Raw genomic sequence first — 13,837 nt, forward strand, 5'->3', positions numbered from 1 at the left:
CTCCGTTCGGCCGTGGGCGGCCTTCCGGGCTTCGCCCGGCTGCGTCGGCCTCCGGCCGTCGGGAGCGGGTCCCCCTCCCCCGCGGGGGAGGGCCCCTCATACGGTCCGTACAACGGTGTGCGGCACTCGACACAGCGCCCGCCATGTCCCCGACCAGGGTTGGCGGGCGCTGTGGCGTCCCGTGGGCGCGGCGGGCCGCCCGGTCAGAGGCGGAACAGGACCCCGCGCCAGGTCCACCCGGCGCCCAGGACCGCCTTCTGCAGCGGCACCTTCATCTCCCGCGTGTCGAAGGAGAACTCCTCCACCGGCCTGCGGCGGCCGTCGGGTCCCCGCTCGATCGTCCACCGCTTGGACACCGTGGTCGTCTGCCCGCGGCCGTACTCGGCCGACACGGCCAGTCGGGGCGTGTCCCCGACCCAGGTGATCTCCACCTGCTCGTCGAGCGCCCGCACCTCGTGCTTGCCGGGGACCAGACGCATCCTCGTCTTCAGGGTCCGGTCCGGTCGGGAGGTCAGGAAGAAGGTGCGCCAGGCCGGCTCCAGGACCCGCCACTCGGCCACCAGGTCCGCCTTCTCCGCCGGCCGCGCGTTGCGCACGACGTACGGCTTGTCCGGGCCGTTGACCGCGAGCAGCGCCTCGCGGACCTCCGGGGCGGACAGCGGCGCCGCGCCGTCGTCCGGGTACCGGGTGCCGGTGAACCGGTCCATCAACCCCATCGTCAGGCCCCCGCCCCGGTGTCCGGGCGTACCGTCCGCAGGAACCGTTGGAAGTCGGGGAGGACGTCGTCGTGCTGGGCGGCCGTGGCCGTCAGGATCGAGCGGACCAGCGCCCGCCTGTGCGGGTCCGTGGCGTCGACGAGGGCCATGTAGACCTGGGACTGGACGAGTTCGCGGCGCACGCCGGCGACGACGGCCGTCACGGTCAGCCGCTGCGTCAGGCCCGGCGAGGCCGTGGAGCCGATCTCGTGGCGGGCGGCCACCGTCACGGACTCGGCGGCCCCGCGCACCCGCACCACCGAAGCGTCGGCCAGCTCCTCCAGTGTGGTCCCGTCCGCCAGCAGGTCGCCGTCGATGGTGATGTTGGCCGTGAACCCGTCATCCGGCCGCGGACACAGGGCGACGAAGGCCACCTCCGGCGCGCCGACCTCGTCCGGCGGCGCGGCCCGCCAGCCCTCCGGCAGGTCGAATTCGATCGGCACGGGCAGTGTCGTGGGCATCGTCGGCCTTCTTTCCGTGGAGACGGGAAACGTACATCAGTCGAACCAGCCGCCGACGGTGTGCTTGACGGACCCGGCGGTGTCACCGATCGCGTCCGCGGCATCGCCGAAGGCGTCGCCGACCTTGCCGGGGTCGACCGTGAACTCACCGCCCACGGAGCCGCCGACGCCGAGGGCCAGACCCACCTTGCCGCCGATGTGCCACTTGCCGTCGTCGCCCTTGCCGAAGGTCGCCTTGGCCTCCGCGCCCGCGCCGTACCAGCCTTCGGCCGTCGCACCGGCGCCGAGCCCGGCGACCTCGCCGCCTCCGGTGACGCCGGCCTTCGCGCCGGCGAACGCCTTCGCGCCGGCGTTGAAGCCGTCCTTCCCCGCCCCGGCACTGACCGCGGCCTCGCCGCCGGCGAAGACCTCGGTCCGCTCGTAGGCGCCGGCGTACCCGTACTCGGCCTTGCCGCCGACCAGTTCGCGGATACCCGCCGACACCTCGGCCTTGCCGCTCAGGCCGCTGTTGGTGAACCCGTAGTTCGCGGTGGCCCGGGCGCCCCCGTAGACGTCGTAGACATCCGAGAACTTCACCCCGCCCTTGGTCGCCTCCCCCGCCTGGCTCAGGTGGAAGAGGTCGGCGTACGCCTTGACCGAGCCCTCCTTGCCGTTCTTGACACCGCTCACCTTGAAGCCCACGTCCGGTCCGGTGATCTTGAGGCCGTCGTCGTGCGTCTTGACGTCGGCGTCGTTCGCCTTCGCGGCCGCCCGTGCTTCCTTCACGGCCTTGTCCAGATCGCCCTGGGCGCCGGCGTTGAACCCGGCGAGCGACATGTCGGCGCCCTTGCCGAGGGCGTCCTTGTTGCTGTCCACCACGGCGGCCTCGATGGCCAGTTTGACGTTCTGGTCGAGTTCGGTGACGGCTTTGACCCGGTCGTCGATGTGCTGCTGCCACTTGGTGACGGCCGTGCGTATGGAGGCCTCGCCGTCGGGGTCGTGGTGGTAGGCGCTGCGCTCGGAGGGGGTGAGCTTGGCCCAGTCGAAGGCGACGTGGCCCTGTTCGGAGACGGTCATGCCGGCGGCTATCGCGTCGGCGCGCGCACTGTCGAGCTTGGTCTTGAGGTCGGTGAACTTCTCGTGCGCGTCCCGCAGCAGGCCGCCGATCGCCTTGGCCTGGATCTGCGCGGCCGAGTATTCGTAACGGGTCCCCGCGAAGCCCGACTTGGCGGAACCGGCGCTGACACCGGCCCATTGGTCGCCCATGGTGATCTTCTGGACGGTCTCGCCGTAGCGGGTCTCGACCTTGTTCAGCTCTCCCGCCATCGCCTCCCACTTGCCCGCGGCCGTCGTCAGCAGGCCGAAGTTCGTGTTCATGACCTCGTAGTAGTTCGGCACCCGAACCCCTTACAGGTTGTTCAGCTTCGAGCGCGAAGCGGTGAACTGGTTGTGCAGGCCGATGTCGTTGCGCTGGAAGAGGCCCGAGGCGCCCCGCAAGGCGCCCTTCTCCGCGTCCAGCCGGGCCATCAGGTTCTTCACCTGCTGGTCCCAGGTGTCCGCCACCTTCTTGAGGCCGGCGGCGGTGTCCCAACCGTCGAAGCCCTTGTGGGCCGCGTTGTGGGCTTCGTCGGCGTGCTCGGCGGCCGTCTTCGTGTTCGGCTGCAGCTCGTTCTCGATCGTGCCCGCCGCCGCCTGCTTCTGCGCGGGCGTCGAGGCGAAGTCGCCGGGGCCCTTGCCCGGGGCGAACGGCCCGTACACGGGTGGGGACGACGGGCCCGGACCCGATGGTTCCGGCGGCACGTGATTCAGCCGCATGCCCACGTGCTCGTCCGTGGCGCCCGCGCCCGGGTCCCGTTCCTGCTCGAAATCGCCCGTCATGTTTGAGCCTCCCCGTCGGCAATGGCCCGATCATATGCACGGCTCCTGTGGGCGGACCAAGTCCCCCCGTACACATCTCGATCGGACCTGCGGGCCCGCCAACTCCGGCCCGCACGGCGGCAACCCGGGCCGGCGCGCGGCGAACCCCGCCTCACCCACCGGACCGGGGAAGCGGCGCCGGATCGCGTGGCGACGGGGCCGACACGGGTCGCTCGTGCGGGTGACCGCCACCCCCGTCCGCCGACCGCGCCGCCGTGCCGACGCGTCGGCCGACCCGCCGGTACGAGGGAGGGGGAAGGGACCTCGCCCCGAGCGGTCGGAGCGGTGCGCGCGCCACCCTCGGGGTGTAGGCCGGACGGCCCACCGGCCCCGGGGAACGGCGCGGTTCGGCCACCGCGTGTCTGGTAACTCTGGGGCCCATGCCGTCCCGAATGATGTTGGCTTCCCTGCTGGGCGCCGCCCTGCTCGCGCCCGCCCCGCCCGCCTCCGCCGACGGGCGGACCGTGGAGTACCACGGACTGCGCCTCACCGTCCCCGCGGACTGGCGCGTCGTCGACCTCGACCGGAACCCCGACGCCTGCCTACGGCTCGACCTGCCCACCCTGTACCTCGGGCACGCCGGACGTCAGGGCGAGTGCAGCGGCCGGGCCGTGCGCAGCCGCGCGGACACCCTGCACCTGGAACCCCTCGACGGCGCCCCGGAGCGCGCCGACATCCCGACCGTTCGCGCCGACGGGGCCGAGATGCCGCCGGCGCCCTCCGGCGACAGCCGTGAGGTCCGCTACGCGCTCGGTGCCTCCGGGGTGATGGCCACCGTGTCGTACGGGAACAGCCCCGACGCGGTACGGGAACTCCTGGCCCGGGCCCGTACGATCACCCCCGCCGCCGGGGGCTCCCCGGCGGCCGCCCCCCTCACCCCCGCCCTCGCCCGACGACCCGTCACCGGCCAACCGGCCTTCAACGGAACCGGCTTCGACGCCTGCACCGCCCCCACCCAGAGCGCCATGGACACCTGGCGGGCCGACTCCCCCTTCCGCGCGGTCGGCATCTACATCGGCGGGCGCGCCCGGGCCTGCGCCCAACCGAGACTGACCGCCGGCTGGGTACGCAGCCAGGCCGCGGCGGGCTGGCACCTGATGCCGATCTGGGTCGGTCCGCAGCCTTGGAACAGCTCCAGCACCGGCCTGTCCACCGATCCCTCCGACGCCACCGACGAGGGCGTCGAAGCCGCCGAGGGCGCGGTCGAGGCGGCGCGCTCCCTGGGCCTGGGCGCGGGGACGGTGCTCTACAACGACCTGGAGCACTACACGGACCGCGACACGTGGGACGCCCCCGTCGTCGCCTACCTCACCGCATGGACGGCGCGGCTGCACGCACTCGGCTACCGCTCGGCGGCCTACGTGCACGCCGCGTCGGGCGTCCCGGCCCTGAGCGCCCACTACCACCAGGCCCCCAACGACATGCCGGACGTGCTGTGGGTGGCCCGCTGGAACCTTTCCGCGACGGTGACGGACGCCGATATGGGCCTGCCCGCAGGGGGCGGCCAGTGGCCCGGCCGTCGCCGCGCCCACCAGTTCCGCGGCGGGCACGACGCCACGTACGGCGACGTCACGATCAACATCGACCGCAGCCGGCTCGACATCGACCCGGCCGCCTTCCCGCCGCTCCGCCGGGGCCGGGACCTGATCCCCTTCGCCTGAGGGGCGTCAGCCCTCGCGCGGCGGCTCGTCGTCGTTGCCACGGCGCAGCGTGCGCACGGGGTGGTCGGGAATCCAGGTGCGGATCACCAGGTCGTCGCCCTCGACGGTGACGTGGACGACCTCCGTCAGGTCGGCGTGGAAGAGGTGGAAGGGGTGCGGGGTCTCCGTCTCCTCCGCGTACCGGTGCAACTCGGGCGGGTCCAGCAGCTCCAGCGCGCGCCCGGAGATCCGTACGTCCCCGCCGGGCATGGACTCGTCCTCGCCGGGGTTGGAGTGCAGGGCGAAACGAGGGTCGTGCCGCAGGTCCTTGGCCTTCATCGATCCGGGCATCATGCCGAGCCACAGCTCCCCGCCGCGGATGTCGACATTGAGCCCGCTCAGGCGCGGGGAGCCGTCCCGGCGGAGGGTGGCCAGGACGTGGTGGGGCCGTTGGGCGAAGCGGGCCCGGACGGTCCGTGCGAAGTCCGGTGCCGCCTTCTCGAACGCGGCCCAGTTGTTCGTCGTCATGCGTCCATCAAAGCGCGGCCCCCCGGTGACCGTCGCTCAGGCGCACCGCCGCGAGTCAGCCACCGTCCCCGGGGCCGCGCGCCGCGGCGAGCGCCTCGATGTCGTCCAGCATCGCGGCGGCGAGGTCGCGCTCGCAGGCGTAGTACCGCTCACCCACTTGAGGGTGAGCGTGGGATACGCCCAGGCCCTCCGCGCTCCCGGCGGCGGCCGCGTCCGCCTCCGCGTGTCGGCGCATCTCCTCCGCGAATTCCCGCTGCTCGCACCGCACTTCGCACATCCGCTCGGGCTCCAGCAGGTGACCCGGACACAGCCGCGGCATCGGTCCGTGCTTGAGGACGGGCGGATCGACCGGTGCCTCGCGCGCCCATCGCCGTACGGCCGCCGAACCGGCGTCGATGATCCGGTACGCCCGCTTGTCGCGAGCCCCCTCCTCCTGACCGACCCGGCGCGAGGAGGCGTAACCGGCCTCCTCCAGACGCTTGGGTTCGCCCGGCGGCGGTGACCGCGCTGCGGGCGCCCGGACTCGTCGCCGGTCAACTGCTGGTCTATCCACCGCCGGACGCCTTGATGCGGTCCCGGTCGTCGACCGCTTCGCGCGGGGCTACTTCCACACCGCCGCGCACATGGCCTGGTACTGGGACCAGTACGGGGGCGACCCGTCCCACGCGCACGTCTCGCCGGTGTCGGCCGCCGACGGGTCCGCTCTGCCCCGCACCCTGATGGTCCTCGCGGACTGCGACGTCCCGCGGGACGAGGGCCCGGCGTACGCGCGCCGGCCGGCGTCGGTCCGGCGTCGACTGCTCGGTCCGGCTGTACCCGGGCGTCTTCCACGGCTTCCCGGGCCTGCCGCCTCCGACGTCGGCCTCGGCCCTGGCGCAGACGGCGGCCTGGCTCGCGCCGTGACCGCGGCACGGCGGGCGGGGCGCGCCGAACACGACGGCGCCCGCGCTCCCCTTTCGGCGGGAGGTGAACTCCTCCGCGGGGGCCGGGCGGTGGCCCCGAGAATGGCGGTATGACGACGACCCCCCGCACCCGGGCACGCTCCTTCGACGCCGCCGCCTCCCTGTACGCCGCGCACCGGCCCGGCTATCCCGACGCGCTGTTCGACGCCCTGGAGGAGTTGGCCGGGCGCCCGCTGGAGGGGGCGCGGGTGGCCGACGCCGGGGCGGGGACCGGGATCGCCTCCGGGCTCTTGGGCGCGCGCGGCGCCGATGTCGTCGCCGTCGAACCCGGCGACGGGATGGCCGCCGAGTTCCGCCGCGCGCACCCCGGTATCCCGCTCGTCCGGGGCGACGGCAACCGGCTGCCGCTGGTCGGTGCCGCCTTCGACCTCGTCACGTACGCCCAGGCCTGGCACTGGACCGACCCCGCCCTCTCGGTCCCCGAGGCCCGCCGCGTGCTGCGTCCCGGCGGGGCGCTCGCGCTGTGGTGGAACGACATGGACTACACCGTCCCGTGGGTCGCCCGGCAGGACGAACGGATCGCGGCCTTCTTGGGCGCCGCCCCGGGCAGCGAACCGCGCAGACTGCCGGACCTGCCCTTCTCCACCCGCGAGATCCGCTGGTCGCGGCGCGTCCCGCTGGACTCCCACCTCGCCAACCACGCGAGCCACTCCGCGTTCCTGATGCTGGGCGAGGCCCGTACCCGGGAGTTCACGGACGCCGAACGGGCCCGCCTGGAGTCCCTGTTCCCCGACGGCGCGGTCGAGGAGCCCTACGTCGTACAGCTCAGCGTGGCCGTCCTCTGAGCGGCCGCCGCGCCTCCAGCACCACCGCACGGCACTGCGACGGCGTGCCCCACGCGTCCCGCAAGGGGCGCGCCTTCCGCAGCCACAGCGAGAGGTCCAGCTCCTGCGTGTAGCCGATCGCGCCGTGGACCCGGAGCGCGGTCATCGCCGCCGCGTACGCCGCCTCACCCGCCGTGAGCTTCGCCGCCGCGACCTCGCCCCGGTCCAACGACAGCGCCCCCGCCCACAGGAGCGGCCGGGCGAACTCCAGGGCCAGCAGGGTGTCGGCCAGCCGGTGTTTCACCGCCTGGAAGCCGCCGATCGGCGTCCCGAACTGCGTGCGCTGCTTGGCGTACTCCACCGTGCGGGCCAACAGCGTCTCGCCCGCGCCCAGGCACTGGGCCGCGGTCAGCAGGCGCGCCCAGTCCAGCGCGACCCCGGCCGCCTCCACCACCCGGGGCCCGTCGGCCAGCGGCTCGTCCCCCGCGACGGCGGGTCGGAACAGGCGGCGCGTCGGGTCGGTGGACGACAGGGCTTCCCCCGGCGCCCGCGCCAGCCACAGCCCACCCGCGTCCGACACCCGGAAGCGGTACGCCGCCGCGTCCGCGTCCAGGGCGTACGGGCCCCCGCCCGGCAGTGTCAGCGTGGCGAGCGCCTCACCCGCGAGCAGACTCGGCAGGAACCGTTTGGCCAACGCCCCGTCCCCCAGCCGGGACAGCAACACCGCCACCGCCGCGGTCTCCACCGCCGGCCCCGGCATCCCCGACCGGCCCCACTCGACGAAGCCCAACGCCAACTCCACCGGGAGCGGCCCCAGCCCGTCGTACGCCTCGTCGGCGGCGAGCGCGAACAGTCCCGTGGCGGCGGCCCGGGCCCACACCCGGCGCCCGGGCCCCTGGTCGCCCGCGCCCCACGCCCGTGCGACGGCCGGTACGTCCGCCGCACCGAACAGGGCGCGCAGCGAGCGGGCGAAGTCGTTCTGCTCGTCGGTCGGCAGGAAGCGCATCAGCGGCGGCCCTTCGGGAGGCCGAGCAGCCGCTCGGCGATGATGTCGCGCTGGATCTCGTTGGTGCCCGCGTAGATCGGCCCGGCCAGTGAGAAGACCCAGGGCTCGGCCCACGCGCCGTCCGCCAGCTCCGCGTCCGCGCCCAGCAGGGTCAGCGCCGTCTCGTGCAAGGCGATGTCGTACTCGGACCAGAACACCTTGTTGAGACTGGACTCGGCGCCGATGCCCTCGCCCGCCGCGAACCGGGCGGCACCCGCCCAGGTGAACACCTCGTACGCGCGCGCCCCCACCACCGCGTCCGCCACCCGGTCCCGCATCGCCGTGTCACCCGGGTCGCCGGCCGCCTCCCACAGCGCCACGAGCCGGTCGGCCGCCGCCAGGAAGCGGCCGGGGGAGCGCAGGGTCAGCCCGCGTTCGTTGCCGGTCGTGGACATCGCGATCGCCCAGCCCTGTCCCGGCTCGCCGATCACGTCCTCGTCCGGGACGAACACCCCGTCGAGGAAGAGTTCCGCGAAGGCCGGCTTGCCGTCGAGCCGGCCGATGGGCCTGACCGACACCCCGGGCGCCCGCAGGTCGAACATCAGGTAGGTCAGGCCGTGGTGGGGCTTGGCCGGCCGCGGATCGGAGCGGAATATCCCGAACGCCCGGTCCGCGAACGCCGCACGCGAGGACCACGTCTTCTGTCCGTACAGCAGCCAGCCGCCCTCCACGCGCTCCGCCCGCGCGGTGAGCGAGGCCAGGTCCGAACCCGCCCCCGGCTCCGACCAGGCCTGCGCCCAGACCACCTCGCCGCTCGCCGTCGGCGGCAGCACCCGGGCCCGCTGCCGCTCCGTGCCGTGGGCGAGGAGGGTGGGGGCGAGCAGGCTGATGCCGTTCTGCGAGACGCGCCCGGGGGCGCCCGCGGCCCAGTACTCCTCCTCGAAGACCAGCCAGTGCTCCAGGTCCACCCCCCGGCCGCCGTACTCCTCGGGCCAGGACACCACCGCCCAGCGGTCGGCGTGCAGCAGCGCCTCCCAGGCCCGGTGCGCGGCGAACCCCTCCTCCGTCTCCAGGGAGGGGAGCGGCGAGGCGGGCACGTGGGCGGCGAGCCAGTCCCGGGCCTCGGCCCGGAAGGCCCGCACCTCGGCCGTGTGCGTCAGCTCCATCGGGTGCCCTCCTCCTCGCTTCCCTAACAAGTGTTAGGTAGGTTAACGTACGCCCATGAGCAGCGTCGAGGAGTTCGCCCACCCGCCCCGGCCCACCCCCGGGCACGGACTGCTGCACGACCGCGCCGCCGTCATCACCGCCGCCGCGGGCGCCGGGATCGGCGGCGCCACCGCCCGCCGCTTCCTGGAGGAAGGCGCCCGCGTCGTGATCGGCGACGCCCACGCCCGGCGCCTGGCCGAGACCGAGGCCGCGCTCGCCGGCGAGTTCGGGGCGGACCGGGTGACCTCCCTGCCCTGCGACGTCACCGACGAGGAGCAGGTACGCGCCCTGTTCGCGCACGCCGAGCAGGCCCACGGCCGGCTCGACATCGTCGTGAACAACGCGGGCCTGGGCGGCACCGTCGACCTCGTGGACATGACCGACGAACAGTGGGGCCGCGTCCTCGACGTCACCCTGAACGGCACCTTCCGCTGCACCCGAGCCGCCCTGCGCTCCCTCAAGGCGGCCGGCGCCGGGGGAGTCGTCGTCAACAACGCCTCCGTCCTCGGCTGGCGCGCCCAGCGCGGCCAGGCCCACTACGCGGCCGCCAAGGCCGGGGTCATGGCGCTGACCCGATGCGCGGCACCGGAGGCCGCGCGGTTCGGGGTACGGGTCAACGCGGTCGCCCCGAGCCTGGCCGTGCACCCGCACCTGGCGAAGGTCACCAGCGAGGAACTGCTCGCCGAACTCACCGCCCGCGAGGCGTTCGGCCGCTACGCCGAGCCCTGGGAGGTCGCCAACGTCATCGTGTTCCTGGCCAGCGACTACTCCTCCTACATGACGGGCGAGACAGTCTCGGTCAGCAGCCAGCACGCCTAGCGGCGCGACCGACGACCGACAATGGGCGCGTGCCAACGAACAAGAAGAAGACCCAGGTGACCGCATCGCCCGAGCGGCGCCGTGAACTCCTCGACACCGCCGCGGAGGTCTTCGCCGCGCAGGGCTACAACGCCACCACCGTCCGCAAGATCGCCGACGCCGCGGGCATGCTCGCCGGCAGCCTCTACTACCACTTCGATTCCAAGGAATCGATGCTGGACGAGATCCTCTCGGCCTTCCTCACCGAACTGTGGGAGGGGTACGACACCGTCCTCGCCGCCGGACTCGGCCCCCGCGAGACCATCGAGGCCCTCGTCACCGAATCCTTCCGCGAGATCGACCGGCACCGTGCCGCCGTCGCGATCTACCAGAAGGAGTCCCGCCACCTCTCGGCGCAGCCCCGCTTCCACTACCTGTCCGACTCCCAGCGCAAGTTCGAGCAGGCCTGGCTGGGAACGCTGGAGCGCGGGGTGGCCGCCGAGGTCTTCCGGGCCGACCTGGACATCCGCCTGACCTACCGCTTCGTGCGCGACACGGTGTGGGTGGCGGCCTCCTGGTACCGCCCCGGCGGACAGCACAGCCCCGAGGAGATCGCCCGTCAGTACCTGTCGATGGTGCTGGACGGGATCGCCCTGCGAACCTGACCCGACCCGGAGGAGTCCCGATGCCCGAGGCCTACATAGTCGACGCGGTACGCACCCCCGTGGGGCGGCGCGGAGGAGGCCTGTCGGCCGTCCACCCGGCCGACCTCGGCGCGCACGTGCTGCGGGCACTGATGGAACGGACCGGGGTGGACCCGGCCGCGGTGGAGGACGTCGTCTTCGGCTGTCTCGACACGGTCGGCCCCCAGGCCGGCGACATCGCCCGGACGGCATGGCTCGCGGCCGGCCTGCCCGAGGAGGTCCCCGGGGTCACCGTGGACCGGCAGTGCGGCTCCTCGCAGCAGGCGGTGCACTTCGCGGCGCAGGGCGTGCTGTCCGGCACCCAGGACCTGGTCGTCGCCGGCGGCACCCAGAACATGTCGATGATCCCGATCGCGTTCGCCTCCCGGCAGGCGGCCGAGCCGCTCGGACTCACCGAGGGTCCCTTCGCGGGGTCGGCGGGCTGGCGGGCCCGGTACGGGGACGCGCCGGTCAACCAGTTCCACGGCGCCGAGCTGATCGCCGAGCGGTGGGGGATCTCGCGCCGGGACATGGAGGAGTACGCCCTGCGCTCCCACCGGCGGGCCGTGCGCGCCGCCGACGAGGGCCGCTTCGACCGGGAGACGGTCGCCTACGGGGACGTGCGCGTCGACGAGGGGCCGCGCCGGGACACCACCCCGGAGAAGATGGCGGCCCTGCGGCCGGTGGTCGAGGGGGGCACCATCACCGCGGCCGTCTCCTCCCAGGTCTCCGACGGGGCGGCCGCGATGCTCCTCGCCTCCGAGCGGGCGGTCGCCGAACACGGTCTGCGCCCGCGGGCCCGCGTCCACCACCTGTCGGTCCGCGGGGAGGACCCCATCCGGATGCTGTCGGCCCCGATCCCGGCGACCGCGTACGCGCTCCGCAAGACCGGGCTGTCGCTGGACGACATCGACCTCGTGGAGATCAACGAGGCCTTCGCCCCCGTCGTCCTCGCCTGGCTGAAGGAGACGGGCGCCGACCCCGACCGGGTGAACGTCAACGGAGGCGCCATCGCCCTCGGCCACCCCCTGGGCGCGACGGGGGTCAGGCTCATGACCACCCTGTTGCACGAGCTGGAGCGCACGGGCGGCCGCTACGGCCTCCAGACCATGTGCGAGGGCGGCGGACAGGCCAACGTGACGATCATCGAGCGGCTGTAGGGCGACGGGCGGGGACACCGGGGCGCCGGGGACACAGGTCACACGTCGGTCTTGACCGTCCCCGGTGGCCGTGTGCTAGCTTTGGACGCGTTGCAGTTGTGGTACCCATGAAACTTATGTGCGCCTGACGGGAATGCTCCGACAGGCGCTTTGTTTTTTACCGGGATCTCCGGATGGGGCCCTTGCCGCCTATTCAGGAGATTTAAAAATGGCACTTGGCACCGTGAAGTGGTTCAACTCGGAAAAGGGCTTCGGCTTCATCGAGCAGGACGGTGGCGGCCCGGACGTCTTCGCCCACTACTCGAACATCGCCACCCAGGGCTTCCGTGAGCTCACCGAGGGCCAGCGCGTGTCCTTCGACGTCACCCAGGGCCAGAAGGGCCCCCAGGCGGAGAACATCCTCCCCGCCTAAGTATTTCAGCATGCCGGGGTCCGCACCGCGAGGTGCGGGCCCCGGCTTGTCTGCTGTTTCGACCTTTGTTTTACCTGCCGGTTTCAGGAGGGCTTTCTCGCATGACCAGCTCCAGCTCCGCACGACCCAGCCGCCGTCCCGCCCGGGGCCGAGGAGCGGCCCAGGGACGTCCGAAGGCTGGCGCGGGACGGCAGAAGTCCGCCCCCGCCGCCAGGCCACAGGAATTCACCATGCCCGAACCGCTGACCCCGGCCCTGCAGCCGGTCGCCGCGTTCGAGGACATGGACATGCCCGAGGCGCTGCTGAAGACCCTCGCCGCCCAGGGCGTCACCGAGCCCTTCCCGATCCAGGCCGCGACCCTGCCGAACTCCCTCGCCGGACGCGACCTGCTCGGTCGCGGCCGCACCGGCTCCGGCAAGACGCTGGCCTTCGGCCTGGCGCTGCTCGCCCGCACCGCCGGCCGCCGCGCGCAGCCGAAGGCGCCGCTCGCGCTGGTCCTCGTACCGACCCGCGAGCTGGCGCAGCAGGTCACCGACGCGCTGGCGCCCTACGCCACCTCCGTGAACCTGCGCATCGCCACCGTCGTCGGCGGCATGTCGATCAACCGGCAGTCCGGCGCCCTGCGGCGCGGCGCCGAGGTGCTCGTCGCCACGCCCGGCCGGCTCAAGGACCTGATCGACCGCGGCGACGCGGTCCTCGACGAGGTCGCCATCACGGTCCTCGACGAGGCCGACCAGATGACCGACATGGGCTTCATGCCGCAGGTCACCGCGCTGCTCAAGCAGGTCCGTCCGGACGGCCAGACCATGCTGTTCTCCGCGACGCTGGACAAGAACATCGACAAGCTCGTGAAGATGTTCCTGAGCGACCCGGTCGGCCACTCCGTCGACCCGTCCGCCGGCGCCGTCACCACGATGGAACACCACGTCCTGTACGTCATGGACGAGACCGACAAGAAGGCCGTGGCCACGCGTATAGCCGCTCGCGACGGCCGGGTGATCATGTTCGTCGACACCAAGCGCGGGGTCGACCGCATGGTCAAGAAGCTCCTGGCCGACGGTGTCCGCGCCTCCGGTCTGCACGGCGGCCGCTCCCAGCCGCAGCGCAACCGCACCCTGGACTGGTTCAAGACGGGCGAGGTCACCGCGCTGGTCGCCACCAACGTGGCCGCGCGCGGCATCCACATCGACGACCTGGACCTCGTCGTCAACGTGGACCCGCCCACCGACCACAAGGACTACCTGCACCGCGGCGGCCGTACCGCCCGCGCCGGTGAGTCCGGCAGCGTGGTCACCCTGGTCCTGCCCGACCAGAAGCGCGACATGACCCGGCTGATGTCGGACGCCGGGATCTCCCCGCGCACCGCGCAGATCAAGTCCTCCGACGAGGAACTGTCCCGCCTGACCGGCGCCAAGACGCCGTCCGGCGTCCCGGTGGTGCTGGAGGTGCCGCAGCCCACGCAGCCCAAGGCGCGGTCCGGTTCGGGCCGCCGCTCGGGCGGACCGCGCACGGGTTCCGCGGCGGGCGCGGCTCCGGCCGCCGGTGGCGGCCGTGGCCGCCGCTCCGGTGGCGGCAGCGCCGGCCAGG

At 73.3% G+C, this 13,837-nt stretch carries 16 protein-coding genes; 8 read left to right on the plus strand and 8 right to left on the minus strand.

Annotated elements, in window-relative coordinates; translation table 11 throughout:
* Window positions 1-203: 203 nt before the first annotated feature.
* Genes E6R62_RS36920 through E6R62_RS36935 form a run of 4 tightly spaced genes read right to left on the minus strand, consistent with a single transcriptional unit; the run spans window position 204 to window position 3,073 of the window.
* Window positions 204-716: a hypothetical protein gene (locus tag E6R62_RS36920; RefSeq protein ID WP_136217826.1), complete on the minus strand. Its 513-nt coding sequence runs from the start codon at window positions 714-716 to the stop codon at window positions 204-206.
* A gap of 2 nt (window positions 717-718) precedes the next feature.
* A complete protein-coding gene (locus E6R62_RS36925; protein WP_136217827.1) occupies window positions 719-1,216 on the minus strand; it encodes a hypothetical protein in 498 nt (165 codons plus the stop codon).
* Window positions 1,217-1,252: 36 nt separating this feature from the next.
* On the minus strand, window positions 1,253-2,593 hold the full coding sequence (locus tag E6R62_RS36930; RefSeq protein WP_136217828.1) for a hypothetical protein: 1,341 nt from the start codon (window positions 2,591-2,593) through the stop codon (window positions 1,253-1,255).
* Window positions 2,594-2,602: 9 nt separating this feature from the next.
* Window positions 2,603-3,073, minus strand: a complete 471-nt coding sequence (locus E6R62_RS36935) for a hypothetical protein (protein ID WP_136217829.1) — start codon at window positions 3,071-3,073, stop codon at window positions 2,603-2,605.
* A 419-nt stretch (window positions 3,074-3,492) separates the two neighbouring features.
* Between E6R62_RS36935 and E6R62_RS36940 the strand changes: the two genes are divergently transcribed.
* On the plus strand, window positions 3,493-4,773 hold the full coding sequence (locus E6R62_RS36940) for a DUF1906 domain-containing protein (RefSeq protein WP_136217830.1): 1,281 nt from the start codon (window positions 3,493-3,495) through the stop codon (window positions 4,771-4,773).
* Between the two features lie 6 nt (window positions 4,774-4,779).
* On the opposite strand, the gene E6R62_RS36945 is transcribed toward E6R62_RS36940, so the two are convergent.
* Both E6R62_RS36945 and E6R62_RS36950 read right to left on the minus strand, forming a co-directional pair.
* A complete protein-coding gene (locus E6R62_RS36945; protein WP_136217831.1) occupies window positions 4,780-5,280 on the minus strand; it encodes a pyridoxamine 5'-phosphate oxidase family protein in 501 nt (166 codons plus the stop codon).
* A gap of 55 nt (window positions 5,281-5,335) precedes the next feature.
* Entirely contained in the window at window positions 5,336-5,833 is a 498-nt protein-coding gene (locus E6R62_RS36950) for a PadR family transcriptional regulator (protein WP_206308964.1), read from the minus strand.
* A 70-nt stretch (window positions 5,834-5,903) separates the two neighbouring features.
* Between E6R62_RS36950 and E6R62_RS42350 the strand changes: the two genes are divergently transcribed.
* Window positions 5,904-6,296 carry an alpha/beta hydrolase fold domain-containing protein gene (locus E6R62_RS42350; protein ID WP_136217832.1) on the plus strand — a complete coding sequence of 131 codons (393 nt, stop codon included), beginning with the start codon at window positions 5,904-5,906 and terminating at the stop codon, window positions 6,294-6,296.
* Window positions 6,293-7,027 (plus strand): class I SAM-dependent methyltransferase, encoded by a 735-nt coding sequence (locus tag E6R62_RS36960; RefSeq protein WP_136217833.1) that lies wholly within the window; start codon window positions 6,293-6,295, stop codon window positions 7,025-7,027. Before E6R62_RS42350 ends, E6R62_RS36960 begins: the two co-directional genes overlap by 4 nt.
* Here E6R62_RS36960 and E6R62_RS36965 read toward each other — a convergent pair.
* Both E6R62_RS36965 and E6R62_RS36970 read right to left on the minus strand, forming a co-directional pair.
* A complete protein-coding gene (locus tag E6R62_RS36965) occupies window positions 7,008-8,012 on the minus strand; it encodes an acyl-CoA dehydrogenase family protein (RefSeq protein WP_136217834.1) in 1,005 nt (334 codons plus the stop codon). The genes E6R62_RS36960 and E6R62_RS36965 overlap by 20 nt on opposite strands.
* Entirely contained in the window at window positions 8,012-9,157 is a 1,146-nt protein-coding gene (locus tag E6R62_RS36970; RefSeq protein ID WP_136217835.1) for an acyl-CoA dehydrogenase family protein, read from the minus strand. The genes E6R62_RS36965 and E6R62_RS36970 overlap by 1 nt, the downstream gene beginning before the upstream one ends.
* Before the next feature lie 55 nt (window positions 9,158-9,212).
* Here E6R62_RS36970 and E6R62_RS36975 point away from each other — a divergent pair, with 55 nt between their 5' ends.
* The 5 genes from E6R62_RS36975 to E6R62_RS36995 all read left to right on the plus strand — a co-directional run.
* Entirely contained in the window at window positions 9,213-10,016 is an 804-nt protein-coding gene (locus E6R62_RS36975) for an SDR family oxidoreductase (RefSeq protein WP_136217836.1), read from the plus strand.
* A gap of 29 nt (window positions 10,017-10,045) precedes the next feature.
* On the plus strand, window positions 10,046-10,660 hold the full coding sequence (locus E6R62_RS36980) for a TetR/AcrR family transcriptional regulator (protein WP_136217837.1): 615 nt from the start codon (window positions 10,046-10,048) through the stop codon (window positions 10,658-10,660).
* 20 nt (window positions 10,661-10,680) lie between these two features.
* Window positions 10,681-11,838, plus strand: coding sequence for an acetyl-CoA C-acetyltransferase (locus tag E6R62_RS36985; protein WP_136217838.1), 1,158 nt, complete (start codon window positions 10,681-10,683; stop codon window positions 11,836-11,838).
* A gap of 208 nt (window positions 11,839-12,046) precedes the next feature.
* The gene (locus tag E6R62_RS36990; RefSeq protein ID WP_008743912.1) at window positions 12,047-12,250 is read left to right on the plus strand and encodes a cold-shock protein; all 204 of its coding nucleotides are present in this window, start codon (window positions 12,047-12,049) and stop codon (window positions 12,248-12,250) included.
* 101 nt (window positions 12,251-12,351) lie between these two features.
* On the plus strand, window positions 12,352-13,837 hold a 1,486-nt coding region (locus tag E6R62_RS36995), incomplete at its 3' end, for a DEAD/DEAH box helicase (RefSeq protein WP_240802122.1).

It is taken from the genome of Streptomyces sp. A1136 (assembly GCF_004795055.1).
Lineage (GTDB): Bacteria > Actinomycetota > Actinomycetes > Streptomycetales > Streptomycetaceae > Streptomyces.

What these genes read in the sequence shown, in the direction of transcription:
- E6R62_RS36920 (WP_136217826.1), bottom strand. Translation starts at nt 716, where the DNA reads ATGGGGTTGATGGACCGGTTCACCGGCACCCGGTACCCGGACGACGGC.
- E6R62_RS36925 (WP_136217827.1), bottom strand. Translation starts at nt 1,216, where the DNA reads ATGCCCACGACACTGCCCGTGCCGATCGAATTCGACCTGCCGGAGGGC.
- E6R62_RS36935 (WP_136217829.1), bottom strand. Translation starts at nt 3,073, where the DNA reads ATGACGGGCGATTTCGAGCAGGAACGGGACCCGGGCGCGGGCGCCACG.
- E6R62_RS36940 (WP_136217830.1), top strand. Translation starts at nt 3,493, where the DNA reads ATGCCGTCCCGAATGATGTTGGCTTCCCTGCTGGGCGCCGCCCTGCTC.
- E6R62_RS36945 (WP_136217831.1), bottom strand. Translation starts at nt 5,280, where the DNA reads ATGACGACGAACAACTGGGCCGCGTTCGAGAAGGCGGCACCGGACTTC.
- E6R62_RS42350 (WP_136217832.1), top strand. Translation starts at nt 5,904, where the DNA reads ATGGCCTGGTACTGGGACCAGTACGGGGGCGACCCGTCCCACGCGCAC.
- E6R62_RS36960 (WP_136217833.1), top strand. Translation starts at nt 6,293, where the DNA reads ATGACGACGACCCCCCGCACCCGGGCACGCTCCTTCGACGCCGCCGCC.
- E6R62_RS36965 (WP_136217834.1), bottom strand. Translation starts at nt 8,012, where the DNA reads ATGCGCTTCCTGCCGACCGACGAGCAGAACGACTTCGCCCGCTCGCTG.
- E6R62_RS36970 (WP_136217835.1), bottom strand. Translation starts at nt 9,157, where the DNA reads ATGGAGCTGACGCACACGGCCGAGGTGCGGGCCTTCCGGGCCGAGGCC.
- E6R62_RS36975 (WP_136217836.1), top strand. Translation starts at nt 9,213, where the DNA reads ATGAGCAGCGTCGAGGAGTTCGCCCACCCGCCCCGGCCCACCCCCGGG.
- E6R62_RS36985 (WP_136217838.1), top strand. Translation starts at nt 10,681, where the DNA reads ATGCCCGAGGCCTACATAGTCGACGCGGTACGCACCCCCGTGGGGCGG.
- E6R62_RS36990 (WP_008743912.1), top strand. Translation starts at nt 12,047, where the DNA reads ATGGCACTTGGCACCGTGAAGTGGTTCAACTCGGAAAAGGGCTTCGGC.